Here is a 26,227-nt window from a genome sequence, read left to right as displayed (position 1 = left end):
TTCCGCTTTTTTGGCAGCCCCCTATCCGATTAAACCGATTCATAAGTCGTTTTTCGCGATATAGACCTATAGGATATTTTGACGTACGGCGGCGTTGGCGTTAGAACCCCTCTAGACAACGCCTTGAAATGCTTACGTTTGCGTAAACGTAAGAATGCGTCGCACGGGAGAGGAAATCCATGTCGAACGCCGATTTGCGGGGCAACCGCCCGCTGTCGCCCCATCTTCAGATTTATAAACCCATTCTGACGATGGTCATGTCGATCTTGCACCGCATCACCGGAGCGGCGCTGTATTTCGGCACCATTCTTCTGGCCTGGTGGCTGATCGCCGCTGCTGCGGGCCCTGCCTATTTTGATTTCGTCAACGCGATCTACGGTTCAATCATCGGCCGGCTGATCCTGTTCGGCTTCACCTGGGCCCTGGTCCACCACATGCTTGGCGGTATCCGCCACTTCATCTGGGATATGGGTGCCGGGTTTGAAAAAGGCGCACGCGAGTGGCTTGCCAAGGCGACGATCATCGGTTCCGTTTCCCTGACGCTGATCCTTTGGATCATCGGCTACGCAGTTCGCTAAGGAGACCGTCATGAGCGATATGCGCACGCCCCTCGGCAAAGTTCTCGGCCTCGGTTCTGCCAAGGACGGTACTGATCATTTCTGGAAACAACGCCTGACTGCAGTTGCAAACGTGTTTCTGATCTCCTTCTTCGTGATCCTGGTGATTTCGATGCAAGGATCCTCGCACGGCGATGTTGTCGAGACCCTGCAGAACCCGCTGGTCTCCATCATCCTTTTGCTGGTGATCCTGTCCGGCGTCTATCACATGAAGCTCGGGATGCAGGTCATCATCGAGGATTACATTCACGGCGAAGCCCTGAAGTTCCTAACAGTAATGGCCAACACATTCTTCTGTGTCTTCATCGGTTTCGGCTGCATCTTTGCAGTGCTTAAGATTGGCTTTGGAGGTTAACCCGTATGGCCAAGACCTACGAATTTGTCGACCACACATATGACGTGGTTGTTGTTGGCGCCGGTGGTGCTGGCTTGCGCGCAACGCTTGGCATGGCCGAGCAGGGACTGCGCACCGCTTGCATCACCAAGGTGTTTCCGACCCGCTCGCACACCGTGGCTGCCCAGGGCGGCATCGCCGCATCCCTGACTAACATGACGCCGGACTGCTGGGAATGGCACATGTACGACACGGTCAAGGGCTCCGACTGGCTCGGGGACACCGACGCCATGGAGTATCTCGCCCGTGAAGCGCCGAAGGCGGTTTATGAGCTGGAACACTACGGCGTGCCATTCTCCCGGACCGAAGACGGCCGCATCTATCAGCGCCCGTTTGGCGGTCACATGCAGAACTACGGCGAAGGTCCTCCAGTACAGCGCACCTGCGCGGCTGCTGACCGGACCGGTCACGCGATCCTGCACACGCTCTACGGCCAGTCCCTGCGCCACAACGCGGAATTCTACATCGAGTATTTCGCACTTGACCTGATCATGTCTGAAGATGGCGTGTGCCAGGGCGTGATTGCTTGGAACCTTGACGATGGCACCATCCACCGCTTTGCGGCGAAGATGGTTGTGTTGGCGACCGGCGGATATGGCCGATCCTATTTCTCTGCCACCTCCGCGCACACCTGTACCGGTGATGGCGGCGGCATGGTGGCCCGCGCAGGCCTGCCGCTTCAGGATATGGAATTCGTCCAGTTCCACCCGACCGGGATCTATGGCTCCGGCTGCCTGATCACGGAAGGGGCCCGCGGCGAAGGCGGCTATCTGGTCAACTCCGAAGGTGAGCGCTTCATGGAGCGCTATGCACCGTCCGCGAAAGATCTGGCATCGCGGGATGTTGTGTCCCGCTGCATGACCATGGAGATCCGCGAAGGCCGCGGCGTCGGCAAGAACAAGGATCACATCTTCCTGCATCTGGATCACCTGGATCCGGCGATTCTCGCCGAGCGTCTCCCGGGGATCTCGGAAAGCGCGAAGATCTTTGCCGGTGTTGATGTCACCAAGGAGCCGATCCCGGTTATCCCGACGGTGCACTACAACATGGGCGGCATTCCGACCAACTATTGGGGCGAAGTGCTCAACGCCAACTCCGATCATCCGGACCGGATCCAGCCGGGCCTGATGGCTGTCGGCGAAGCCGGTTGTGCGTCTGTTCATGGCGCCAACCGCCTTGGCTCCAACTCCCTGATTGACTTGGTTGTCTTTGGCCGCGCGGCCGCGATCAAGGCCGGTGAGGTTGTTGATCCGAAGGAAGCCGTTCCATCGCCGAATGAAGCGTCTTGTGAGCGGATCATGGATCGTTTCGACAAGCTCCGAAACGCCAGTGGTTCCACACCAACAGCCGAGCTGCGCGACCAGATGCAGCGTGCCATGCAGGAAGATGCGGCCGTTTTCCGGACGCAGGAAACGCTGGCGCAGGGCTGCAAGCGGCTCGATGACATCTGGAAGGGCATGAGCGATCTGAAGGTTTCTGACCGCTCCATGATCTGGAACTCCGATCTGGTGGAAACGCTAGAGCTGGAGAACCTGATGGCGAACGCGATCACCACCGTTTACGGCGCTGAGGCCCGGAAAGAGTCCCGCGGTGCGCATGCCCGCGAAGACTACAAGGACGGTGACTTTGCCGGCCGGAACGACGCGGATTGGCGCAAGCACACACTGGCGTGGGTCAACGAGGCCGGTGACGTCAAGCTGGACTACCGTCCGGTTGTGACCGAGCCTCTGACGCCGTTCCAGAACGGCGGCATTGATCCGAAGAAGATCGCGCCGAAAGCGCGCGTCTACTGATCGGAACGAAGTTGGCTCCAATGGCGGCAATCCTGGATACAAGCAGTCCATTCGGCACTTACCGTGCCGGCTGGCTTGCCAAAGCTGCTTGGCGAGCAGCCGATGCACATCGGCTGCCCGACTGGCTGCGCTACAAGATCCGCCATTTTGTCGCCGGCCGGTTTCCAGGTCCCTACGACACAAGCGCTGAGGGTCTGACATTCCGGATCTATCCTGGTGTCAACCGGGACGACTGGAAGATCGTTGCCAAGGACCGGCTGTCGGAGAAGGCCGAGCGCAAGATGCTGGCACAACACTTCAACAAGGACGCTGTTTTTGTCGATTTGGGTGCAAACATCGGAACTCATACGCTCTCCGCAGCAGAACTCTGCGGCCGGGTAATTGCGGTGGAAGCCAATCCGGATATCGCGGCAAAGCTGGCCTACAACGTTGAACTGAACAAGCTCGACAATGTCTCAGTCATGTCAGTTGCCGCTGGTCCTGAAGAAGGCACGTTCGATCTGGTGATTTGCCCGTCCAATTTGAACCTGTCGACATTGTCAGAAGGCCTTGCGCCATCGCTGAAAAAGTCTGAATGGACGACCACGTCGATCCGGGTCAGTCCGCTGGCGGTAATCCTTCAGGAGGCCGGTGTGGACAAGGTGGACGTCCTGAAACTGGATGTCGAAGGTTATGAAGATCAGGCGATCCTGCCATATTTCCGGACGCAGCCACGGCACAACTGGCCGCGCGTGGTGATGATCGAAGTCGATCATCAGCCGGAGTGGAAAGAGGATTGCCTCGCAGAAATGACGGCGATCGGGTACCGGGAAATCGGAACGACCGGTGCCAATATCATGCTGGAATTGACTGAAGTGCCGGCTGAAAGCGATCAGCCTCCGGCATCCGGAATAAAGGAGTTCGCCGAATGAAGAGGGACGCAATGGTGCTCGACACCAGCAGCCCGTTCGGCACCTATCCGCCGATCGGCTTGGTCCGGACGGCATGGCGGCTGGCAAGTCAGGCCAGGCTGCCGAAAGGCTTGCGCAGATATGTGCGCCTGTTTCTGGGCAAGATCTTCACAGGTCCCTACGATTTGGAAGCCGATGGCCTGAAATTCCGGGTGTACCCCTCCGACAATTACGATGACCGCAAGGTTCTGATCAAAGGCCGGTTGCCTGAGGTGGAGGAACACAAGCTTATCAAGCCTTTTCTGTCCGATGATGCGGTGTTTGTCGATGTCGGCGCGAATATCGGGGTCTACACGGTCTTTGCCGCCCATCATGGGGCCCGTGTGATTGCGCTGGAGCCCAACGCCCATTCGGTCGACAAGCTGCAGTGTAACATTGACGCCAACGGGCTCCAGAACGTCACCATTGTGCCGACCGCTGCCGGTCCGCGCGAAGATGTGCTTGAGCTTTATTCGGAAACTTCCAATCGCGGTTTTGGCACGCTCGACAAGCGGGTCACCAACGGCGAATGGGGTGGAGACTGGGCACCCTCGACCGTGAAGATGCGTCCGCTGACGACCATCGTTGATGAAGCGGGCGTGAAGAAAATAGACGTTTTGAAAATCGATGTGGAAGGTTTTGAAGACCGGGTTCTTCTGCCCTTCCTGCGTCACGCGGAAAAGAGCCTTTGGCCGCGCGTGATCCTGCTTGAAACCAATTGTCGGCCCTACTGGTCCGAGGATTGCCTGACGGAACTGGCAAACCGGTCCTACAAGGTCACCGGCCGAACGAACGACAACATGATCTTTGAGTTGGCCGCCTGAGCGGTGAATTCAAGAAATTGGCCCGACAGCCTTATCTGGCGCGAACAAGGGCCCAACGCGGAGCATTGAAAAGATGGTTCAGCTGACGCTACCCCGGAACTCACAAGTGACGGACGGCAAGGTTTGGGACAAGCCGGAAGGGGCAACCAACCTGACCGAATACCGGATCTACCGCTGGAACCCGGATGAGGGCAAAAACCCGCGCGTGGACACTTACTTCGTCGATCGTGACGACTGCGGTCCGATGGTGCTGGATGGTCTCATCTACATCAAGAACAAGATCGACCCGACCCTGACGTTCCGCCGGTCCTGCCGCGAAGGAATTTGTGGCTCCTGCGCGATGAACATCGACGGCACCAACACCCTGGCCTGCACCAAGGGCATGGAAGAGATCGCCGGCGATGTGGTCAAGATCTATCCGCTGCCGCACATGCCGGTGGTCAAGGATCTGGTTCCGGACATGACCCGGTTTTATGCCCAGCACCGCTCCATTGAGCCGTGGCTGAAAACGGTGACCCCGGCTCCGGAAAAGGAATGGCGCCAGTCCCATGAGGACCGTCAGAAGCTGGACGGCCTTTACGAGTGCATTCTCTGCGCCTGCTGCTCCACCTCCTGCCCGAGCTACTGGTGGAACGGCGACCGCTACCTCGGTCCGGCTATCTTGTTGCAGGCTTACCGCTGGCTGATCGACAGCCGGGACGAAGCAACCGGCGAGCGTCTCGATAACCTCGAAGACCCGTTCCGCCTCTACCGGTGCCACACCATCATGAACTGCTCCCAGGCCTGCCCGAAAGGTCTGAACCCGGCGAAAGCCATCGCCGAAATCAAGAAGATGATGGTCGAACGCCGCGTCTAACTTTGTCGAAGCGTTTGCTTCGGGAATCGAAAATAGGAAAACCGCTCCGGAGGAATTCGGGGCGGTTTTTTGATTGCACCTTACAATCTCTCCATCGTCATCCTCGCTATGAGCGGGGATTCAGTGTTCGCCCCGGTGAAATGGAAGATGAAAACAAATCGAGCTTATATGTACGACGGCGCTATCGTTTGCCGTTGGGAATAAGCTCCATGAATTTGGCAATACCTTCGGTGGGAACTTCGGCTGGAGCCTGCTTCCTCAACCCAAGTGCTTTTGCGAGAGAGAGGAGATCGCCTTTCCTGCCACCCAGCTGATGGCTAACCGCTTTCCAATCTCCTCTAAGAAACCCAGATAAGCACTCCCATCCTGGCGTAGCAGAACTCAGAAAACATCCCATGTAGGGTAGTGGAACCGGGTAAATCAGAGAAGCTTCCGCTGCCCGAATGCCAAAGGACTCCCCTTCGGCAGTCCTAACTGAGATTTGCGTTTGCCGGACCGGGAGGGTTCCAATCTGCTTGTTGGACGTCCGGTCAGAACTGGATACATGAATGACAGACTTTTCGGGGCGTGCGGGTATGCTGAGCAGGCAACGCCCCTTCGCTGTCTCATCGGAGTCTTTAGGCGAGTAATTCCTGAATGGTTTGTCGAAAATCTGGAGGTCAGTGTTTTCATCAGCAGAAGAAATCTGCAGGTCTTCGCATATCTGTTTTGGAACGAGTTGAAAAAATCTAATCTTGTCACTTGCTCGGAAACCGCCGGCAAAAAAGCTCTGCAGTCCAAACTCCCTAACAAGTGTTAGCGCGGGGTAATAATTCTCGAAGACTAAATTCTGCTTTGTTGGATCGAAAGAAATAACCACTTGGTCGTTGTGGGCATTAATCTCAGATTCCAAAATAGCCCGGTTGACAATTTCCTGAATAAAGACACCTGCGCCAAAAGTGTAAAAGGCAATAGGTACAAGTAGATACGATCGAGATCTACTTCTAGATATAACCTCAATGACAGTTCCCATCATACCGATATTGATCAGCGCTGCCGACCAGTAAGCCGCACCGAAAAACATGAGGAAAACGCCGGTCGGGGGAAAGGCCTGAAGCAGGAATAACGCAACTGTTGCATAAAAAAAGGCAAACGAAATTGGTGGGTTTCTTAGCATCGTGAACAATCTAGGATTGCGTTGCTTAATGTCAGGTTAGCTGTATGAACCGACTGCTTCGCCAGCCGTTCAAATGGCTTCAATCCGAGCAATGCGATCGCGGAAATCAGAAAATAAGGCTTGAGCGCAGGATCAGTTTTTCCGGGAACGTTCGCTCAGGAATATTGAATAACATAACGGGACCTTCATTCGAGCAAGCAATTGACGATTTATGGCAAAGCGCCATTCCACACGCGCCTCGGTCCTCCCTGAATGGATCCTGGATAGGTAGGACGATGGGGTGTTGACTCCGATACGGCATCATCACGGAGCTGATGCAACCGAACTCAGCCCGCTTGGCTTTCCAAACTGCGCAGTTTTCGTACACCCCGCCCCGTGTTAGAGGCTTCATGAAACGGAAACAGCCCTCAATTCGACGGGCCAAATCCGGAACCGGGATCATCTTGCGCGCATTTTGTGATTCTCATCACACGGCCTGTGTGCACGTTCCTGCGCGCCCGTCGGGAGAGTGTGCAGAAATCTGCACAGTTGGTAAAATCGTTAACCCCGGCCCGAATCGGTAATCACCATATAAAACAGTGAGATAAGGAAACTTCCCGAAACTGGCACACCCGTTGCAAAGTTGTTGGCATCGGCACCGAACGGAAATCATACGGCGCCCCAGACTTCGAAAGTTACAGACCAACCGCTTTAAGAGCAGGAGACGGAAAAATGGCAAACGTTGCATACATGACCATCAGCGGGTCCACCCAAGGTGAAATCACCTCCGATGCTACAACGGCAGACTCTATCGGCAACAACTGGCAGGAAGGCCATGAGGGTGAATCCCTGGTCTACAAGTTCGAGAGCAACGCAATTGTTCCGCGTGACCCGAACTCCGGCACCGCCATCGGCACCCGCCGCCACCAGCCGACCACCATCATCAAGCCGTTGGACAAGGCGTCTCCGTTGATGTGGCAGGCATTGGCCACCGGTGAATCATTGGAGATCACCATCAATTTCTGGCGCACGTCCACTTCTGGCGTTCAGGAGCACTACTACACGATCAAGTACACCGACGCCGTTCTGGTTGAAGGCAAGACCATCTTGCCGGACGTGTTCGATGATGCGAACGCATCCCGCGGCGATCAGGAACAGTGGTCCTTCACGTACCGCAAGGCCGAGTGGACCCACGAGAAGGCCGGTACGTCCGCGTCCGACGACTGGCGCGCTCCGGTCACCTGATCGGCCTTTGGCCTTTAGCGAAAACCCCGGTCACTTTGGCCGGGGTTTCTGTTTGTCTATGCTCTTAAAACACAAAGGGCGCGAGGATACCGGCCGAACCGGATACCTGCGCCCTTTAGGATACTTCAATTGGCTTGCCCCGCTCCCCTTACGCGGCCGTTTGAGCATCTGATGGCATATCGATGTCCTGCGGCTCGGATTGTTCAGCCTGTTTCTGTGCCATGGCCAGGAAAGGGGCTGCGATCAAGGCCAGTCCATAGGCGGCCAGCGCAAACATTGCCAAAAATGCGATCACGGTGAAGCCAAGGCCGGCCATCACGCAGCCAACCAGAACAACAATCGCGCCGGCAAAGGTGGCAGAAGTTTTTTCAATAATGGATTTCATTTTACGTATCTCCAGTTCGTCCTGTCGTTTCGATAAACTGGATATGGAGACCCGGTTTTACGTTCCGCTCCGCCGGACTTTACATTTTTGTAAAGTTAAGCGCGACGCGTAACCCCGAGGGCTTGTTTGAAGATAGTTCCAGCTTGGCGTTGTGCCGGTCGGCGACCGCCCGCACCAGCGCAAGGCCAAGGCCTGTGCCCTCGCTTTCCCTGGCAGCCTCCAGACGCACCATAGGCTTGATGATCTCGTCAAAGAGATTGGGGTTAACGCCTGGTCCATTGTCCGATACGCCGATTTCCGAACCACATGCGAACAAGGTGATGTCTGGACCACCATGGACCAAGGCGTTCTGAATAAGGTTCGCAAGCGCCTGGATCAGCATGCTCCTGTCTGCCAGAACGCTTCCACCGGATATTGCCGAATGGACAAGCGATTTGCCCGAGTCCTCAACGACCGGGCCATAAATCTCCGCGACTTCGTCAATGAGGGCGTTCAGATCGACTTGTTCGAAGCCTTCCGTTCCGTGGGCCGCCTCGATCCGGGCAACCCGCATGATGGTGTCAAAGATGCCGGAAAGCCGTTCGGCTTCCTCCAGCGCTGCCCCGCGCTCCTCGCCGGCCGGCAGGCTTTCAAGTTGGGCACGAAGGCGAGCAAGGGGCGTGCGCAGGTCATGCGCGATACTGGCGCTGAGATTGCGGGTCTGGGCGACAAGGCGCTCCAGCTCTTGTGCGGTTCGGTCGATTTGCCCGGCAAGATCATCGAGATCATCACTGGAGCTGGCAACACCGATGCGGGCTTCAAGATCTCCCGTCGCCAACCGGTCCAGAACCCCGGTGATCCGGGCAAGCCGCCGCTGAACAAGGAAACCGGCGCCGAGCCCGATGACGAGCACCAGAACGAGCACCACCCCGGCAGTGCTCCAAAGCGCGTTGCCCAGGAGCTCCAGGGCGTCTTCGCTGGCATCAAGCGGAACAGCGATCAGAACCGCTTCCCCTTCCTTGTCCAGTGAAATCAGGACCCGCCAGTCTTCCGCGCGCCGGAAGTCCCGTTTGAGACTAACCGTGCCGCCACCTGTGCGCACGACCTTCTCAAATTCCTTCGGCAAGTCACCGATTTCGGAAAGCGGGCGGATGATGACGGAGAACGTATCTGTTTCGGTGTCGTCGGCCTCGACTGTCGCCGCCAACCCTTCAAGGGCCGTATCGACGCGGTTGAGAACGGCTTCCCGGCCAAAGGTCAGTGCCAAAAGAATGGCAACCGCCATGCCGACGGCAAAAATGGCAGTTAACAGCAACGATAGCCGCAAGGTGGAGGAGCGGAGCAGCCATCGGACGCTGCGTGTCAGCGTGGCTCTAACTGTGTCGAGTACCTTACTTGCCGAAGACATAACCCTCGCCCCGTCTGGTGCGGATCAGCTCATCATCAAACGGTTTGTCGATCTTGGAGCGCAGCCGGCTGATATGGGTTTCCACGACCGAAGTCGTCGGATCAAAGCTCATGTCCCAGACCTGCTCCAAAAGCATGGTGCGGGTCACGAGGCGGCCGGGGCGCCTCATGAAATATTCCAGCAGCTTGAATTCCTTGGCCATCAGGTCGATCGCCTGTCCCTGGCGTTCGCAGCGGCGGGCCAAAAGGTCCAGACTGAGATCTCCATAGCGCAGGGTCGTGGGTTCGGCAGTGCTGGTCCCGCTACTGTCCCGTCGGCGGCCAAGAGCATTCACGCGGGCCGAAAGCTCGGCAAAAGCAAAGGGTTTGGTGAGATAATCATCACCGCCAGCGTCAAAACCCTCCACCCGTGCGTCCACTTCCCCAAGGGCGGTCAGGAACAGCGCTGGGGTGGTGTCTTCGGAGGCGCGCAAAGATTTCAACACGGAGAGACCGTCGAGACCGGATACCATCCGGTCGAGGATCAAAACGTCATAATCCTGGCCCATGGCAGCAAGAAGCGCTTCCTTGCCATCGGTGAAATGGTCGACCACGTGGCCTTCTTCGCGCAGGCCGCCCGCCACCCACGGCCCGAGTTGCCGGTCATCTTCCAAAAGCAGTATCCGCATTGCAAATCCTTACCCCGTTGGATGGCGTCAAAACAGGAAAAAGGCCGCCATCCCAGGCAGCCTGTTCCCTACCACGTTCTGTCACCGATTACCCGGCGCGTTTGTTGTCGCCTTTCTTGTAATCATCATCGTCGTCGTGATCATCGTCCTGTTCGATCTCCAGGACCGTGCCAGACGCCGCGTCGATTTCGACTTCCATTTCAACACCGTCGGCCGTGACGATTTCGATCTCAAAGATTTCTTTGCCGTCTTCGCGCTCAAATTCGGTTTCCTGAACAGTTCCCGGAACCTCTTTCAGAGCGATTTCGATGGCTTGCGCTTCGCTCAAGGCAGTTGGTGATGTTGCCGTTTGTGCAGCGACTGCGCCAACTGCGCCTGTTGCCAGAACCATACCTGCGACAACCGTGCCTGCGATGATTTTCATGTTCATTATGCGTCTCCATCTTTGTGTGTGAAAGGCTCCCTGCCTTCCGATGAAACAAAGATGGGACAGCCAGTTTGCAGGCCTCTTGAGCGAAGTTTACATTTGTGTAAGGCGCAGAAATTTCCGATTTTTTATATGCTTACGCGGCTCAATGCCCGCTGGCTTCTTCTTTCTTGCCCTTCACCATATGCCAGGCCGGTTCGATGACCTTCGTGACGATAGGAATCAGGATCAGTCCGAGGATCAGCCCGAAAATGCCGTCCATGGTTGCTGTCGCGAACCAACCGAGGAAACCTTCCGCGGTACCGATGGTGTGGGCCACACCGTGCGCAATGTCGTGAATGGTGTTGTAGAGGCCTTTGACGCCGAGTTCTTTCAAACCGTGAATCACAATGGAACCACCAACCCAGAGCATGGCTGCCGTTCCGACCGTCATAAGAAATTTCATGACGCCGGGCATTGCTTTTACGATGCCAATACCAATTGCGCGGGTCACACCGAACCGCCCCTCGCTGGACAAGTGCAGTCCAAAGTCATCTGCCTTCACGATCAGCGCAACCGAGCCATAGACCATGACCGTGATGCCGATCGCGACCACCGCCAGTGTGGAGGCCTCCATCCAGATATTGCTGTCCGGGATTTCGGACAGCGCAATGGTCATGATTTCGGCGGACAGAATGAAGTCTGTCTTGATTGCTCCGGAGACCTTCTGTTCTTCCAGATGGGTTGGATCCTGCACCAGGTCTTTAGGTTGGTCCGCGTCGTGATGGCCGGGAACAAAGAGGTGATAGACCTTCTCCGCCCCCTCGAAACACAGATAGGCTCCGCCGAGCATCAACAAGGGTGTGATGATGCCGGGCAAAAACGTGTTGAGCAGGAGGCCCACAGGCAGCAGAAAGATCAGCTTGTTCTTCAGCGACCCTTTGGCAATGCGCCAGACAATCGGCAACTCGCGGGCCGGGGAAAACCCGGCAACATATTTCGGCGTCACCGCTGCATCGTCAATGACAGCCCCGGCCGCCTTGGACCCAGCCTTGGCCGCTTGACCAATCACGTCATCCACGGACGCTGCGGCCACCTTGGCAATCGCTGCCACATCGTCTAGTAGGGCGAGAAGACCGCTCATGGCCGCTCCTGAATCATTTTTCCTGTCAGTTGCGCTGACCATACAGCCTTTTTGCGACAGGGAAAATTTTGCTGCCCGTTCAATGGCGGGTGGCCATCAAGCCTGATTTGATCCTGTACTATTTTGTGCAGTGACTTTTTGAGCCCACGCAACGGCGCGTTCCGCCGATTCCAGGGCTCCTTCAAGAAAACCACCGTTTTCCGGCGCGGTTTCCGTACCCGACAAAAACAGCCGGTCATGCCAGGATTCCACAATCGGCAAGGGTCCGTACTGCGGGTGGCTCGAAAGAATCTCCTGATCTCGATTCGTGGCCACCAACGGGTCTGCTGCCCAGATTTTCAAGAAGACCTTTACCGGCCGCCCAGCTTCGGGCCCAAAGAGCTCTTTCAACTGCAAGAGTGCCCGGGACACAAACGCCTCGCGGTCTGTCGTGTTCTGAACTTCCTGTGGGGCGACGAAGCCGAACAACGCTGCCTCCCCCTGAGGGTCTTCTTCTGCCGAGGCGTCGTGGATTTCGACCAAGGGGCCGACATGGCTGATGGCATCGCCGGAAAAGCCATGTGTGCGCCAGAAGGGTCGATCATAAACAGCAACAAGTTTTGCATGTCCGGCCATCCAGGTTGGAACAGCAGACATGTCCTGTTTCGTTTCGGCGACAAGATCCGGCAAAAAGGCGATACGTGCAGCGGCCAATCGCGGAGGTAAGGCAAGAATGATTTGCCGGCAGGAAACGCGGAAGGGACCTTCAGGTGTCTTTCCCGACACTGTCAGGCCAGAGGTGTCCTGTTCAATTGCGGTGACGGCGTGCTGATAGGCAATTGTGCCGTCAGGAAGCCGTGCAGCCAAGCCGTCTGTAATGCGTGTCAGACCGCCAGGTATCCGTAAAGCATCCCCCATCGTTGCAAAAGCGAGATCGCGGCGGATGCTGCCTGTCTGATCCTGGAATATGAGGTTCCCGGCTGAGTGCTGACGCATCAGGGGTAAATCCAGTTGCTCCGCCAACTGAAGCATTCTTTGATTATGCGGCCAGATCCATGCGGGGCCGAGATCATAGCGCAGATCAGGAGACGAGGGTCCGGGCAGGGACCGGATGCGTCCACCAGCCGTCTTGCTTGCTTCAAACACCCTTGCGTCGACGCCCAAGTTCGAAAGCAGAGCTGCCGTGGCCAATCCGCAGAGACCTGCCCCGATGATAGCAATGTCTGTCGAGTGTTCGGACATCAGCGGCACCTATTGTGCGAGTATTATGAAATGCCCACAGGCAAACCACTCGCGTTCAACGTCAATATGGATCGCGTGATTGTTCAATCCAGTCTTTGTCAGATCTTCACATGGGAAAAGAGCTCGCAATATGGCGTAGTTAATAATTTGCGCCCAGAGCAGAAACAATTTGCCTAAAGCCCTTAGCGCCAATTTTGGGAATTGTCCCTAGGGTGCCTTTAACGCCACACAGTTGGCGATGGTACTGCAGGGGAAAGAGTGGTCATGTCTCAAACAGCGTCACAGTTTGAAACACTTGGAAATGCGTCTCATACGGAATTCGGTAAACCTCAAGGCCGGGCGGTTGAAAGCCGCTTTTATCCGATCATGGGAAAGAACGTCAGCATACAGGCGATCGTCGAAGGGGCTCTGCTGGCTCAGATCGAACTGGACCCCATCCCGGAATACGGCATCTTCGCTGACTAGTTCAGTTGATCTGACATTTTGTTGGTCTGATTGAAAAAAAGAAACCGCTCCGAAGGTGTCGCAGCGGTTTTCTTTTTAAGGCGTATCAGAAAGCTTAGGCTTGTTTTTGACGCTCAATGACATCAAGAACACCGACCAACACGACGGCATAAAGCACGTGGCCGATAAGGGCGACCCAGGTGATGCCGGTGAAGTTCAGGAAGAACGGCAAACCGGCGATTGCCGTGATACCGCCAATAGCAAAGACCCAAAGACCAACGCCGTAGATCGCGGCTGGCAAGAGCCAATGCGTGTCGCCGACAACACGTTGCCAGATCGGTGCGAAAACGTACATCCAGCCGATCGGATAGCCGACAAGACCCACCAAATAGAAGTGAACAAAATACCCGGCAAAGGCGTTGCTGGGCAGGCCGAGACTTGCCAGAAGGCTTTGTGCCAAGCCGTGAGGTGAAAGATTTGCAAAACCCAATCCCGGGCTGATGACTTGCCCCCAAAGATCAAAAGCAATGGTGGCGAAAAAGCCTGATATGAACATCAGGCCTACGGTGCTGACCGAAACAGCCGGTGCGGCCGCGGTCAGGTGTCTATCTGCTGTTAGTGTCGTCATGATTTCTGCGCTCCCAAATCCGATTGCGATAGACCACATGTGGGAGCCGGATCGTTGGCATTGAAATCAAGGTGTGCCACGCTTCCGTGACCTGATTTCCCTCAAAATATCAATGTGTCTTATGTGAGGCCGCTCCACGGCAGCCCGGATTTCCAAGGTGTGCATCACCTGCCATGACAGGTGCGTGAGCAGCCGTGAAGCTGCTTAGACCTTCAAATGACGCTACCGGCCCATAATCGTCAGGTTTGTTTGTCTGTTTTGGCCTGATCTTGGACCCAGGACGGGCGCTTCAAAGCGTGGATCAGGATCGGCAGGCCAATGAAAACAACAAACCCTGCCGTTACCACACCGACATAGGTCGCCGGGCTGCCCACTGGGAGCTGGGTTGGCGGGAAGAACGAGGTGACAAACGCAAAGGCCACTCCGGCAAAGCCGATCCCGGCCACAGCGATCAATCCGCCGAGGCCGCCGGGCACTTTGTAACTTCGCTCTGCGTCCGGCCGCGTTAGCCGCAAGCGAACCGCGGCCGCGTACATCATCATATACATCACCAAGTATAGCGTGATCGTCATTGCCGACAGCAGAAAGAAGGCGACGGAGACATTTTTCAAGACAAAGTAGAGCAGTGCCAAAACAGTGACGATGCCACCTTGAATGAGCAGAATCGTTACCTGCACTCCGTTCCTGTTGGTCCGCGCAAGGAAAGGCGGCAACTCGCCGTCACGGGCGGTTCGGAGAAGACCGCGGCTTGGGCCGGTGATCCAAGACATCACTCCTGCAAGCGCGCCAAGAGCGATCAACAGGGCAAGGATAGGCACCAGCCAGCCGAGGCTGAATTCTTTAAGCGCGATCTGCAAGGCCTGCATCGGACCTTGGTCGAGGGCAATCTCATTTGCGGGAACAATGGATGCAAGCGCCAGCGAGCCCAAGAGGAACAGTGCAACGATGATCACGACAGACAGGAGTATGGCTTTCGGGAAGTCCCGCGCCGGGTTCTTGAGTTCGTTGGCGTGAACGGCATGAACCTCAACACCGGCAAACAGGAGCACAATGCCTCCGAGAAAAGCCAGGGATGACAGGCCGGTGATATGAGGAAAGAACCTCAAATGGGCATCGCCGCCGGTCACCGACGTGCTGTCCAGAAAGGCCATCGTTTGCCCATCCGCAATCCAGGCCGCACCGAGAGCGATGATCAGAAGTCCAGGGATCACGGTCCCGAGTAGAAACCCGGCCGAGGTGAACCGCGCCGCAGCGCTGGTTCCGGTCAGGGCAACTAAGGTTGCAAACCAATAGGCCGCGATGATGACCGACCCGGTATAGATGCCATCATCGGCAAGCTCTGGCCGCCCGATGACATAGGCAAGGGACGCCGCTGCGAAAGCAAGTACGGTCGGGTACCAGACCACGTTCTGGATCCATTGCAGCCAGATGGCGACAAAACCCGCCCGGGCGCCAAACGGGGCTTTCACCCAATCGTAGATCCCGCCGGTTGAATGGGCGAACATGCCGCCCAGTTCGGCAGCGACCAAAGCGGCTGGTATCAGGAAAATGAATGCGGCGAAGCCGATGTAGAACAGCAGCGTCGTACCTTCAACGGCCATCAATGGCAGGCCGCGCAGGCTGACCACGGCAGCGACTGTCATCATGGCAAGGCCGAGAACGGTGATTTTTCCGGTCGCTGAGCTGTCCTTGGTCGGGCGCTCCGTGGCAGCCTGAGCGGGATCTGACATCGGTCTATCGTCCGTGGTGGAAGGAGGCTTTGGCTTCCCGGTTGCTCATCGGATTCCGATCGAGAAATTCGATAGTCCGGCTCATATCCTCAATCAACAGTTCCATAAGATCGCGGCCGATCCCATGGCGAACCATGACCCGCTGAACAATGAGATCATGCCGGTTTTCTGGAAGCGGATAAGAGGCAATTTGCCAACCGCGCATGCGCAACCGCTCCGACACGTCGTAGAGTGTGTAGCCGCGGTCGGCGCTGTTCTTCAGGGAATAACAAACAGCCGGCAGACCACCATCGCCATTGTAGAGCATGTCGAAATGCCCGGTCTTTTCCAGCTCAGCGGCCAAATACTGAGCTGTGTCGGCACAGGCGCCTTGTACTTCGGTATACCCTTTCCGGCCAAGGCGCAGGAACTGGTAGTATTGCGCCACGATCTCGCCAGCGGGCCGCGAAAAGTTGAGCGCAAATGTTGGCACCTGGCCGCCCAGATAGTCGACGTTGAAAATCAGTTCTTCCGGCAAGTCTTCCGGTTCTCGCCAAATGGCCCAGCCGACGCCGAGCGGGGACAAGCCATATTTGTGGCCGGATGCATTGATTGATTTCACGCGCGGCAAACGGAAATCCCAAACAACATCTTCGTGCAGGAACGGTGCAATGAACCCGCCAGAGGCTGCATCTACATGGATCGGGATATCAAGGCCGCGTTCAGCTTCGATCCGGTCGAGTTCTTTCGAGATTTCTTCGACTGGCTCATAAACGCCGGTAAAGGTCACGCCCAGGGTTGGCACAACGCCGATGGTGTTTTCATCAACTGCCTCAGCCACTTGTGCAGCAGTCATGCAAAGCTCGCCGTCAAGGATCGGGAGTTCCCGCAATTCGACATCGAAGTAACGCGCAAATTTGTGCCAGCAGATTTGTACCGGCCCACAGATCAAGTTGGGTTTGTCGGCCGGTTTGCCGGCGGCTTCCTGGCGCTTGCGCCATTTCCACTTGAGAGCAAGGCCGCCTAGCATCGCCGCTTCAGAGGACCCGGTCGTTGAACATCCAAGCGTCGTTTTTGCATCCGGGGCGTTCCACAGATCGGCAAGAATGTGGACGCAGCGGTGCTCGATCTCGGCGGTCTGCGGGTACTCGTCCTGGTCGATCATATTCTTGTCGACGCAGTCCTGCATGAGCTGCTGGGCTTGTGGGGGCACATAGGTTGTGCAGAAGGTCGCCAGGTTTTGGCGAGAATTGCCATCAAGAAGCAATTCGTCGTGGATCAGATTGTAAACCGTATCGGGGAGCGAAGAGTTCTCCGGCATTCGGAACTTCGGCAACGGCTGTTCGGACAAATCGCGGGCATAAAGGTCAAAAACGTCGTCCCGCCGGCCGGGTTTGGATTGATGCAATGCCACTGGAAACCTCCCTGTGAATACAGGCGTGTGATGGATGCCCCATACGACCATAGAATTCAGATCATGTGCAATGCCTACCCTGGGCAGTGCATGCTGTCCTGTGACCCGCGTCACAAGTGTGCCATTCAGCGGTAGCCGCCGCGAAATGTACATCGATACAAAATAGAAAACGCCCCGGGCAGCTTCCCGGGGCGCTTGAATGAGCAGAGGAATTTCTCGGTTAGCAGCTAGCCTGGGTCAGCCTTTGGCCTTGCAGACCAACAGGGTGCTGTTGCACCAGCCACGCAGGCCCGGCAAGCGACCAAGGGTCCGGGTCAATCCGATTTCCGCCGGTTTCAGTGGACCCCACTCGAAGGTCTTGGAACGCAGGTGATGGAAGAGTTTTCCATGCCGGTTTTGTTCCTTGTACCAGGGGCTGAACATGGGGGTGTAAGGCAGAACGCTGAGGTAACCGATGCCATGGACTTCTTCGATATCGGCGGCCTTGTCGACGATATTCATCCATTCTTTCAGTGTGAAGCGGACATGGTGCTCCGGATAGTGCAGGTGGCCGAATTTCAGCCGGTCGAGCCGGTAGAGTTGCGGTACGACCGCAAGCACCAGACCACCCGGTGCGACCACTTCGCAGCATTGGCGCATGGTCGATTCAATCGCCTCGGCTTTCCCCGGAAGATGCTCCAATACATCCAGCAGGGTAATGACATCCGGGCGCCAGGGCAGGTCTTCCTTGTGCTCGGACAGCTTCGTGGCATCGAGCACGATGTCCGGTTGGAAAGCGGCTTCGTAGTCGGCGCCGCAATATTCAAACTCCAGCCCAGTTGCGGCCAGATATTCCTTGGAGATCGAAGTCGAGCAGCCGATATCCAGGATCTTTGGTGTGTCCGTGCGGCCTTTGGCCCAGGATTTGATTTTCCGCGAAACCGTATCGAATTTCACGGTCCCGTAGAGATTTTGCTTTGAGTTCGACAGCTTCTTCACAAGGTACTGTGAGTGTACTGTCATCTCATTGGTTGTATCGGTCATAGCTGGTCCCTCTGCTCAATCCACAGCTGTGTACACAACGCCTCGCTGGCTGGCGTGATGCGATGAATTCCCGGCTCGTACGGATAAAAGGTAATGTCCGACATCAGGACGATCAGTTCGCCCAGAATGAGTTCGACGATCTCATCGGCGACGCTGCCAGATCCCGGAATGAAGTTTGCTGGATAGCCGTCGTTGACGAGGCAAATCTGACGCTCGCCGTGGCCATTGTCGTTCTGGAAATGGAAGGCCCGGATCGATGGATGAATATCGGCGCTTGGCGCGGTTTGCAGATAGTCGACATCAATCTCGATGCGCCGGGAGCTGGCGCTTGCAACCATACAGCCGCTGCGCAATTGGCGAAGCACCGGTTCCGTGATCGACAATCTGCCAGCGGCACCGACAATCAGATCGCACTTGTCCAATTCCCTTGGTGACATGTGTGCCTGAAGACCGGAGAGGCGCGCTTCTGCCACCTTGAGCGGGTCGGTGTCGATTACCATCGGAATGACATCAAGGCGGCGGAACGCATGGGCAACACCGGAGCCGATCCATCCCGCTCCAAAAACGGCCGCGTGCCGTCCCGCAAGGGAGTTGCCTAGATCCCTGGACAGGCCGTCCAGGCAACGTACGATGGTTTCACCACACCGTTTGGCTTCCAGCCGCTTCAGTTCGCTGTCGGCGCAATGCAGCACTGGTACTTTCAAGTTGAGCTGTTCAGCCCGCCACACACCTTGTTTGGTGATCTCGACGACGCCCTCAACAAGGTCCAACTGATCGGCAAAACGTTCATGAAGCAGTTCAACGACATATCCGCCAACTTCCTGGATCACCAGTTTCTGGCCAGATGAGCGGCACTGCAGAAAACTTTTCTGGATGGCCGCAGCAAGCACTTCTTTGAAATCGTCCTCGGTCTTCGGGCAATGGACGATAGAGCCGTAACGCGATTGCCATTTCGTGCGTGTCGCATCGCTGCCGGAGGAATATGGAATACCGATGATGGCATCGAAATCCATGATCCCAGCCAAGGCATCAATCATCCGCATGGTGTCGTCGAACAGATGCGCGACCAGCATGAAGCGATGCGATTCTGCCTGGCACAGGTCGAGGCGTTCGACCAGCGCCGGAAGGTAATTCGCCCGGCGCATATAATCAGCGCTGGCGCCAAGAGCCATGTTGTTTAACGGTGTCATTCACAACGTGTCCTTTGTTAACGAATTATTAAGAACCGCCCATCCAGAAAAGCACAAGCAGGGGTTGCCAAAAATCTTGGTATAAACCGGATTCATGGTTAAGCCGCTCTCGCGATAAATCGATTGCTCTGAGTTGTTATCCTGAATAGTACACTGAAAATCCGAGCGAATTCTCAGTTGGGTTCAATCCGTTGCCAACAGTGGATCCACAGCTTGTTCACAACAGATCTTGTGAGGAGTGATCGCCAATCCCGGGGTTTGATTTCCGAAACAGGTAAAAAGTATTCAAGTTTTAAGTAATATTTACAAGGACAAATATGCAGCAAAAAAGTGTTTTGCCGAGGCCTGTTTTCCATGCAAACCGGCGCAGTGAGCGAAAATGCACGGGCGATACTGCCTAAATTTACAGGTAAGTGGCATATTCAAGCCATATTTCTTCCGCTGAAATTCCATCTGTTGTTCGTATTCTGTGCCGATTGTGAATGTTTGATTGCGGTCGTGGGCAACCCTTTGGCAGAGGATTGCAGAAAATGGCGAACACAACATCGGCACCAACCGCAGACGACGAAAACGGATCTCCCCAGAACCGACAGTCACCGAAACTACCAGCAGTTCCGAAATCGCCCGCGGTCAAGGTTTTCCTGATCGGCTTCCTGACCGTTCTTCTTCTCATACCAACGACGTTTGTTTGGTTGCTCGTGGAAGAGCGTGCCGACCGCGCCAAGGGCGTGGCGGCGGATATCGCGCGGTCCTGGGGTGGGACGCAGTCGATCAATGGTCCTTATCTGGCCATTCCTTTCACGGAGACCGTTGTTTCCGGAGAAGGCGAGAAGCGGCAGCGGACCGTCCATCATCGAACAGTGGTCTTGTTTCCTGAACGTCTGGAACTGAACGGTGATATCGGTGTGGAAGAGCGCCGCAAGTCCATCTACTCTTTACCGGTCTATAGCGGTCAGATGTCCATGGAAGGCCGGTTTGCCGTGCCGCCCTCCGGCCTCTTCGAACCGAAAGACGGCGGTACGATCGAGATCGCAACAGACAAGGCCATGGTTGTCGTTGGCATATCGGATGTCCGCGCGCTCCGAAGCGAAGTCGCGATCCGGCTCAACACGGCAAAAACGGTGCAGTTTGAGCCAGGCCTTGGTGTGCTGGCCAAGCATGGTGGGTCCGGTATCAATGCTCCGATCTCAGCTGATATCTGGCAAAGAGGCTTTTCCTTTGATCTGGCCATGCACCTGAACGGCTCATCAGCCCTTTTTGCAGCACCGGCCGGGCAGACGACGCTGGTCACGCTCCAGTCCGATTGGCCGCATCCAGGGTTTACAGGAGCTTTCCTGCCTGAACAGCGTTCAATCACGGAAAGTGGGTTTACCGCAAACTGGACCATCCCTTATCTGGCCCGGGGCATTCCCAAGACGATGGAGATCGACAGTTTGCCGCTGTCCGGCAAACTGATGGGTGTGAAGTTTGTCGAGCCGGTGAACTTCTATCAGACGATTTCGAGGTCATTGAAATATGCCATCGGTTTCATCAGCCTGACCTTTCTGGCAGTTTTCGTTTTGGAGATGCGATCGGGCTGGCAATTTCACTGGATTCAATATGGGTTGGTTGGTTGTGCGCTAATCATCTTCTACGTGATGCTGTTGGCCTTCTCTGAGCATATTGGTTACGGGCCGGCCTACCTGGTCGCTGCAGGTTCGGCGACGCTGTTGAACGCCATCTACGTTGGGACCTCGCTGAAAAGCCGAATTGCAGGATTTGTTATCGCAGCTGTCCTGACCGGTATCTTTGCGACCCTTTATGCTTTGATGCGGGAACAGGACTACGCCTTGCTGATCGGATCTGTGATCGCATTTGCAGCTCTTGCCGTGACCATGTTCGTAACGCAGAGGATCGACTGGTCGGGGCTGGACGCACCGCGCCCGCAAGCACGCAGACAAACTGCCTAGCAAGAAAAACGCAGTGCCTGTCAGGTGAAGTGGCTACCCACCTGGCAGGGAAATTTGGGGGTCTTGAAAGACCTCGGGTCACACGTCCCTCACGGGCTTGTGCGGGAATGACACTGGAGTTGAGTTGCCTCCAGCTGCAGATGCGTTAGCTCTGATACCTACATACGGAGGATTTCTCATGAAGCGTCTTGCCCCGCTTGCCCTTGCAATTCTTATGACCGGCGCCGCCTATACGGTTCCGGCGAACGCCGAGACGGCGGTGTTTGCCGGCGGGTGTTTCTGGTGTGTGGAATCAGATCTGGAACAGCTTCCGGGCGTGCGCGATGTGGTGTCAGGCTATGGCGGTGGAACCACACAAAACCCGACTTACAAGAACTACGAACGTGGCGGCCACCGCGAAGTTGTTCAGGTTGATTTTGACGAGACCAAGATTAGCTATGGCGAGCTCTTGGCGATTTTTCTGAGAACGGTTGATGTGACCGACAGCGGCGGGCAGTTTTGTGACCGGGGTTTCGGGTATTCGACTGCCATCCATCCTTTGAACGACGCGCAGGAAAAAGCGGCCAAACAGGAAATCGCAAAAGCGGAAAAGGCGCTGGGCCGCAAAGTGGTTACCCCGATTGAAGACGCTGCGATCTTCTGGCCGGCCGAGGACTATCACCAGGGCTATTACAAGAGCAGTCAACGAACCTTGACCCGGTTCGGCTATGTAACCCGTGCCGATGCCTACAAAGGCTACCGAAAGGCCTGTGGCCGGGATGCGCGTGTAAAGCAAGTGTGGGGTTCGGAAGCCTTCAAGGGGCTCCCGCAAGCCGGATCCTGATCAAACCACGATCTGCTCAAACTTTGAGGCTGGCTTAAACGCCGGCCTCGAAGGCCTCCACCAGATCCAGAACTGCTTCGCCATACTTGTCCAGTTTTGATTGGCCAATGCCGGAGACCGATAGAAGGCTGTCGGGCGTGACCGGGCGCGCCGCAGCGATCCCGGCAAGAGTGGCGTCGGGAAACACCACATAAGGCGGCACGCTCTGATCCCGGGCTATTTGGGTGCGCAACCGGCGGAGCCGATCAAACAGCAACCGGTCTTCCTGGTCCAGCTCATCCGCCAGAGAGGCAGCTCGCGATGTCCGGGTGTTCTTGAGGCCAGAGGCGCTGCGGTCCTTGCGCAGACGAATCCTCTCTTCGCCCCGCAGAACCGGCCGCGCCTTTTCGGTCAAGACCAATGCGCCGTATTGCGCGTGGTCAACGTCCACATATCCGGCAGCAACGATCTGCCGTGTGATCGACTGCCATGTTTTGAGCGGGTGATCCTGGCCGATGCCGAACACGGAGAGGCTGTCGTGGCCGAAGCGGACGGACTTCTCGCTGGTCTTGCCCATTAAAACATCGATCACATGTCCAGTGCCGAAGCGCTGGCCGGTCCGGTAGATCGCCGACATGAGTTTTTGAGCAGGTTCCGTGCCATCCCATGTTTCCACGGGCGATAGACAGGTGTCGCAGTTTCCGCAAGGTTCTGGATAGGTCTCGCCGAAATGGGCGAGCAAGGCCTGGCGTCGGCAGCCCGCCGTTTCGCAAATCCCGAGGAGTGCGTTGAGCTTGGCATTTTCCGCGCGTTTGACCTCGTCCGGGGCATCGCCCTCCGCGATCATTCGCCGGCGTTGCACGAGATCCGCCATACCATACGCCATGAAGGCTTCCGACGGAGCACCATCCCGTCCGGCGCGGCCTGTCTCCTGATAATAGGCTTCGACAGATGAAGGCAGGTCCAAGTGGGCGACGTAGCGCACATCCGGCTTGTCGATCCCCATGCCGAAGGCCACCGTTGCCACCAGGCAAAGATCCTCCTCCAGCAAAAACGCATCCTGATTGGCGGCCCGCTGCTCTGCAGGCAAACCCGCATGATAGGGCAGTGCACGAATGCCCTTGGCATTTAGCCACTCGGCAATGTCCTCGACCTTCGCCCGGGAGAGGCAATAGACGATGCCGCATTCGCCCTTGTGCTTCTTCAGGAAATCCAGAAGCTGCTGGCGCTGGTTGGTCCGTTCAACGATCTCATAACGGATGTTGGGTCGGTCGAAACTGGTCGAAAAAACTTCCGCCTCATCCAGCTTCAGCCGTGCCTGAATGTCTTTCTGGGTGTGCGGATCGGCTGTTGCTGTGAGTGCTACCCGGGGCACGCCCGGATAGCGTTCCGCCAGGGTGGAGAGGCTTAAATATTCAGGGCGGAAATCGTGGCCCCATTGGCTCACGCAATGCGCCTCGTCAATGGCAAAGAGCGCAATGTCGAGCGTATCAAGGAGCTTGCGAAAGCTCTCACTGCTGAGCCGTTCCGGCGTAACGTACAAGAGATCAATTTGTCCACGTTGCAGTTCCAGACGTAAATCTGCTTGTTCGCCAGGCGTTAGCGTGGAGTTCATGGCTGCTGCGTTGACACCGGCGGCTGTCAACGCGCCGACCTGGTCCTTCATCAGCGCAATGAGCGGGGAGACAACGATCCCGACACCGCGGCGGCAAAGCGCCGGGATTTGATAGCACAGCGATTTGCCGGCTCCTGTCGGAAACAGTACGACCGCGTCCCGGCCATCGACAAGCGACTGGATAACCGCCTGTTGCTTTCCCCGGAAATCACTGAAGCCGAAGATTTTCTGCAGCACAGCCAAAGGGCGCGCCTCGCCGGTCACCGGCGGTGCAAGCGTGGCCTGAATCGTATTGGGTTCCTCTGCGGCGGGCGCAGGTGAAGCGGACATGTTCGAATGATTCTCCTGAACTCATCGCACCATGTCTTATTCGCCGCTTCAGGGCAATTGCCCTGCCTGTGGATGACCGGGCGTTGACTGCGGAAAACCTAAAATTCCGCGTCCGGGTCACTCGCCAGGGTTTCTGCGCAATGGATGCGCATTTGCTCGGTCAGCTCTGTCAGGTCGCCGTCCAGCCGTTCCGGGCGGATCGGCTTGCCGAAGTGCACCCGGAACTCGGCGTTTTTTTTGTTCAACAGTTCGTTGAAAACGGTCATGTCGCGCAGTTCTGTCGAGACCCGCGCCAGGAAATAAAACAGCCCGGAATTCCGCCCGCCCATATGCATGGGAATGATCGGCGCCTTGTTCTTGCGCGCAAGAGCCAACGCAGACGTCATCCATGGGCGCTCGGTCAGCTTGCCCTCATGCCAATAGGCAAGACGTCCGGAGGGGAACAGGACAACGACGCGCTCCTTGGAGAAGGCGGATGACGCAATTTTAAGCGTTTCCTTCGACTTTTCACGGCTTTTGAAGTCTGCCCGCCACTCAACCGGAATGATCATGTCCGCAAGCTGCGGATTGATGCGGATCGCGTCCCGATTGGCGAAGATTGCCAGGTCTTCACGCCGCTCCTTGATGGCATCGAACAACACAACACCATCGGCAATACCTGTGGGGTGGTTCGAGACCAGGACGACTGGACCGTCCGTTGGAACGCGGTCCAAGCCGAGGGTCGTGACGTTCAATTGCAACAAATCGCTGAGGTGCCGGAAAACGTCCACCGCGCTCATGTGATCGATGGTGTTGGCCATTTCGACGGCTGACCGATAGCGCAGGATTTTGAAGGCAAAGGGACGAATGAGGGGCCACCACGGGCTCGCCATCACCTGTTTGCCGCGTTCTGCGATCAGCACATCCACTATATGAGGATCGGCGGGAAGGCGCGTTGCCACCGTTTCATTTTCATGACGGGTGGGAAGCGTGGTGGTCGTCTGGTCTGTCGTCCGCACTCTTTAACCCCTGCCGGTTTCGATGCTCGATCCACACTGCCATGGTTAGCGAAAGCAGTCCGGCCATGCAAATGTTCAAAATAGAATTGGGTTTTTAAATGTCAGGCTGTTGCGTTTTAGCTCCACACGGGGCTTGTGAATATTGCGACGCAGGTCAGGAAGCCTGCGGTCCAGGCCAGTGAGCGTGGGTTTGATCGATCCGTCCAGTAGCAGAACACATAGATCACCCGCAGCATCACAAATAGGACAGCCAGCTGGTTGATCCAGTAGTCGGACCCGCCTTGACCCATTCCGACGATGACAGAGATGGCAAAAAGAGGAAAAGCCTCAAAGCCGTTGGCTTGGGCTGCTTGTGCCCGTGCCCGGAACCCCTCGCGCCAATAGTCAGGATCGCGCGGATTGGCGTTATCAAAGTCCTTGTTCAGTTTTGCCGGAAATGCCGAAAGGATCGGCAGAATGGCAGCGGCAAGGATGCACCAAATGGCAAGCGGCACAGTTGTCTCCATGACATCAGGAGTGGGGTACGCCTTCATTCGCATGCAAATTGAGTGATATCAACGTCAAACGGGATCGTGCGTCATTAAGTATCTGTCCGGAAGAAAAGAAACGGAGGCGTGAACATGTCCGTCAGCGATTGGCAGTCTTTTATCTTACAGACCGACAAGAGAATGGCAGATCTTCGAAGTGGCATCCCCGGTGTCACCAAAGGGTTTCACGACGTTGCTCGCTCGGCCATCAGTCCGGGTGCTTTGGATTCGAAGACCAAAGAATTGATTGCTCTTGCGATTGGAATTGCGGCGCGCTGCGACGGTTGCCTTGCCTACCACTCCAAGGCGGCCGCAAAATATGGTGCAAGCCGGGACGAGATCATGGAAACGATCGGTGTCGCGGTTTATATGGGCGGCGGCCCGTCGATAATCTATGGAGCTGAAGCGCTGGCGGCATTCGATGCTTTTTCCGGACACGGGGCGTCCGAGGCCCAAGACCCTAAGTAGTATTCAGAAGATTGGCTGTTTATCCGCTCAGAATTTTGGGCACGGCCTTAAACTGTCATAATAGGGTCTGAACCTTTGGCTATGGCTTCCGCGAAATTGGGAAACATGCCCCTGCGTCGCAAGAGGA

At 56.3% G+C, this 26,227-nt stretch carries 26 protein-coding genes; 11 read left to right on the top strand and 15 right to left on the bottom strand.

Features of this window, described 5'->3' with window-relative positions; translation table 11 throughout:
- Window positions 1-179 precede the first annotated feature (179 nt).
- From sdhC to ACQY4Z_RS10565, 6 genes are all read left to right on the top strand, one after another.
- Window positions 180-578, top strand: a complete 399-nt coding sequence (sdhC, locus tag ACQY4Z_RS10590; RefSeq protein WP_428529052.1) for a succinate dehydrogenase, cytochrome b556 subunit — start codon at window positions 180-182, stop codon at window positions 576-578.
- Between the two features lie 10 nt (window positions 579-588).
- A complete protein-coding gene (sdhD, locus tag ACQY4Z_RS10585) occupies window positions 589-972 on the top strand; it encodes a succinate dehydrogenase, hydrophobic membrane anchor protein (RefSeq protein ID WP_008195546.1) in 384 nt (127 codons plus the stop codon).
- Window positions 973-977: 5 nt separating this feature from the next.
- Complete coding sequence (gene sdhA / locus ACQY4Z_RS10580) at window positions 978-2,804, top strand: succinate dehydrogenase flavoprotein subunit (RefSeq protein ID WP_209178870.1); 1,827 nt, start codon at window positions 978-980, stop codon at window positions 2,802-2,804.
- A 20-nt stretch (window positions 2,805-2,824) separates the two neighbouring features.
- Entirely contained in the window at window positions 2,825-3,715 is an 891-nt protein-coding gene (locus ACQY4Z_RS10575) for an FkbM family methyltransferase (RefSeq protein WP_428529049.1), read from the top strand.
- A complete protein-coding gene (locus tag ACQY4Z_RS10570) occupies window positions 3,712-4,557 on the top strand; it encodes an FkbM family methyltransferase (protein WP_428529047.1) in 846 nt (281 codons plus the stop codon). The genes ACQY4Z_RS10575 and ACQY4Z_RS10570 overlap by 4 nt, the downstream gene beginning before the upstream one ends.
- A 73-nt stretch (window positions 4,558-4,630) precedes the next feature.
- Window positions 4,631-5,413: a succinate dehydrogenase iron-sulfur subunit gene (locus tag ACQY4Z_RS10565; protein WP_133949223.1), complete on the top strand. Its 783-nt coding sequence runs from the start codon at window positions 4,631-4,633 to the stop codon at window positions 5,411-5,413.
- 181 nt (window positions 5,414-5,594) lie between these two features.
- Here the strand turns inward: ACQY4Z_RS10565 and ACQY4Z_RS10560 are convergent, their stop codons facing one another.
- Window positions 5,595-6,578 (bottom strand): hypothetical protein, encoded by a 984-nt coding sequence (locus ACQY4Z_RS10560; RefSeq protein ID WP_428529045.1) that lies wholly within the window; start codon window positions 6,576-6,578, stop codon window positions 5,595-5,597.
- A gap of 702 nt (window positions 6,579-7,280) precedes the next feature.
- Here ACQY4Z_RS10560 and ACQY4Z_RS10555 point away from each other — a divergent pair.
- On the top strand, window positions 7,281-7,793 hold the full coding sequence (locus tag ACQY4Z_RS10555; RefSeq protein WP_008193018.1) for an Hcp family type VI secretion system effector: 513 nt from the start codon (window positions 7,281-7,283) through the stop codon (window positions 7,791-7,793).
- Window positions 7,794-7,941: 148 nt separating this feature from the next.
- Here the strand turns inward: ACQY4Z_RS10555 and ACQY4Z_RS10550 are convergent, their stop codons facing one another.
- The 6 genes from ACQY4Z_RS10550 to ACQY4Z_RS10525 form a co-directional block, all read right to left on the bottom strand.
- Window positions 7,942-8,178: a hypothetical protein gene (locus ACQY4Z_RS10550; protein ID WP_428529043.1), complete on the bottom strand. Its 237-nt coding sequence runs from the start codon at window positions 8,176-8,178 to the stop codon at window positions 7,942-7,944.
- Window positions 8,179-8,257: 79 nt separating this feature from the next.
- Complete coding sequence (locus ACQY4Z_RS10545) at window positions 8,258-9,565, bottom strand: ATP-binding protein (RefSeq protein ID WP_428529041.1); 1,308 nt, start codon at window positions 9,563-9,565, stop codon at window positions 8,258-8,260.
- Entirely contained in the window at window positions 9,549-10,232 is a 684-nt protein-coding gene (locus ACQY4Z_RS10540; RefSeq protein ID WP_306148045.1) for a response regulator transcription factor, read from the bottom strand. Before ACQY4Z_RS10540 ends, ACQY4Z_RS10545 begins: the two co-directional genes overlap by 17 nt.
- 88 nt (window positions 10,233-10,320) lie before the next feature.
- Window positions 10,321-10,662 carry a PepSY domain-containing protein gene (locus tag ACQY4Z_RS10535; RefSeq protein ID WP_422019663.1) on the bottom strand — a complete coding sequence of 114 codons (342 nt, stop codon included), beginning with the start codon at window positions 10,660-10,662 and terminating at the stop codon, window positions 10,321-10,323.
- A 142-nt stretch (window positions 10,663-10,804) separates the two neighbouring features.
- Entirely contained in the window at window positions 10,805-11,782 is a 978-nt protein-coding gene (locus ACQY4Z_RS10530) for a DUF808 domain-containing protein (RefSeq protein ID WP_428529038.1), read from the bottom strand.
- A 96-nt stretch (window positions 11,783-11,878) separates the two neighbouring features.
- Entirely contained in the window at window positions 11,879-13,003 is a 1,125-nt protein-coding gene (locus tag ACQY4Z_RS10525; protein WP_428529036.1) for a flavin monoamine oxidase family protein, read from the bottom strand.
- Between the two features lie 264 nt (window positions 13,004-13,267).
- On the opposite strand from ACQY4Z_RS10525, the gene ACQY4Z_RS10520 reads away from it, so the two are divergent.
- A complete protein-coding gene (locus ACQY4Z_RS10520) occupies window positions 13,268-13,468 on the top strand; it encodes a hypothetical protein (RefSeq protein ID WP_428529034.1) in 201 nt (66 codons plus the stop codon).
- A 94-nt stretch (window positions 13,469-13,562) separates the two neighbouring features.
- Here ACQY4Z_RS10520 and ACQY4Z_RS10515 read toward each other — a convergent pair whose 3' ends face one another.
- The 5 genes from ACQY4Z_RS10515 to ACQY4Z_RS10495 all read right to left on the bottom strand — a co-directional run bounded on the left by ACQY4Z_RS10515 (window position 13,563) and on the right by ACQY4Z_RS10495 (window position 19,411).
- Window positions 13,563-14,075: a hypothetical protein gene (locus tag ACQY4Z_RS10515; RefSeq protein ID WP_428529032.1), complete on the bottom strand. Its 513-nt coding sequence runs from the start codon at window positions 14,073-14,075 to the stop codon at window positions 13,563-13,565.
- Window positions 14,076-14,314: 239 nt separating this feature from the next.
- Window positions 14,315-15,805 (bottom strand): APC family permease, encoded by a 1,491-nt coding sequence (locus tag ACQY4Z_RS10510; protein ID WP_428529030.1) that lies wholly within the window; start codon window positions 15,803-15,805, stop codon window positions 14,315-14,317.
- Between the two features lie 4 nt (window positions 15,806-15,809).
- Window positions 15,810-17,192: a glutamate decarboxylase gene (locus ACQY4Z_RS10505; RefSeq protein ID WP_428529510.1), complete on the bottom strand. Its 1,383-nt coding sequence runs from the start codon at window positions 17,190-17,192 to the stop codon at window positions 15,810-15,812.
- A 243-nt stretch (window positions 17,193-17,435) separates the two neighbouring features.
- Entirely contained in the window at window positions 17,436-18,221 is a 786-nt protein-coding gene (locus ACQY4Z_RS10500) for a methyltransferase domain-containing protein (protein ID WP_428529028.1), read from the bottom strand.
- Window positions 18,218-19,411, bottom strand: a complete 1,194-nt coding sequence (locus ACQY4Z_RS10495) for an S-adenosylhomocysteine hydrolase (RefSeq protein ID WP_428529026.1) — start codon at window positions 19,409-19,411, stop codon at window positions 18,218-18,220. The genes ACQY4Z_RS10500 and ACQY4Z_RS10495 overlap by 4 nt, the downstream gene beginning before the upstream one ends.
- 530 nt (window positions 19,412-19,941) lie before the next feature.
- On the opposite strand from ACQY4Z_RS10495, the gene creD reads away from it, so the two are divergent.
- Window positions 19,942-21,360 (top strand): cell envelope integrity protein CreD, encoded by a 1,419-nt coding sequence (gene creD, locus ACQY4Z_RS10490; protein WP_428529024.1) that lies wholly within the window; start codon window positions 19,942-19,944, stop codon window positions 21,358-21,360.
- A 178-nt stretch (window positions 21,361-21,538) separates the two neighbouring features.
- On the top strand, window positions 21,539-22,183 hold the full coding sequence (gene msrA, locus ACQY4Z_RS10485; RefSeq protein ID WP_428529022.1) for a peptide-methionine (S)-S-oxide reductase MsrA: 645 nt from the start codon (window positions 21,539-21,541) through the stop codon (window positions 22,181-22,183).
- A 34-nt stretch (window positions 22,184-22,217) separates the two neighbouring features.
- Here msrA and recQ read toward each other — a convergent pair whose 3' ends face one another.
- The 3 genes from recQ to ACQY4Z_RS10470 form a co-directional block, all read right to left on the bottom strand.
- On the bottom strand, window positions 22,218-24,107 hold the full coding sequence (recQ, locus tag ACQY4Z_RS10480; RefSeq protein WP_428529020.1) for a DNA helicase RecQ: 1,890 nt from the start codon (window positions 24,105-24,107) through the stop codon (window positions 22,218-22,220).
- A gap of 98 nt (window positions 24,108-24,205) precedes the next feature.
- The gene (locus ACQY4Z_RS10475; RefSeq protein WP_133949191.1) at window positions 24,206-25,105 is read right to left on the bottom strand and encodes a 1-acyl-sn-glycerol-3-phosphate acyltransferase; all 900 of its coding nucleotides are present in this window, start codon (window positions 25,103-25,105) and stop codon (window positions 24,206-24,208) included.
- 116 nt (window positions 25,106-25,221) lie between these two features.
- Complete coding sequence (locus ACQY4Z_RS10470; protein WP_428529018.1) at window positions 25,222-25,599, bottom strand: MAPEG family protein; 378 nt, start codon at window positions 25,597-25,599, stop codon at window positions 25,222-25,224.
- Between the two features lie 126 nt (window positions 25,600-25,725).
- Between ACQY4Z_RS10470 and ACQY4Z_RS10465 the strand changes: the two genes are divergently transcribed.
- Entirely contained in the window at window positions 25,726-26,100 is a 375-nt protein-coding gene (locus ACQY4Z_RS10465) for a carboxymuconolactone decarboxylase family protein (protein WP_428529016.1), read from the top strand.
- The last annotated feature ends 127 nt before the right edge of the window (window positions 26,101-26,227 follow it).

Source organism: Roseibium sp. (genome assembly GCF_965276855.1).
In the GTDB taxonomy this organism is placed as follows: Bacteria; Pseudomonadota; Alphaproteobacteria; order Rhizobiales; family Stappiaceae; genus Roseibium.
This window is presented reverse-complemented; position numbering and strand designations above follow the sequence as displayed.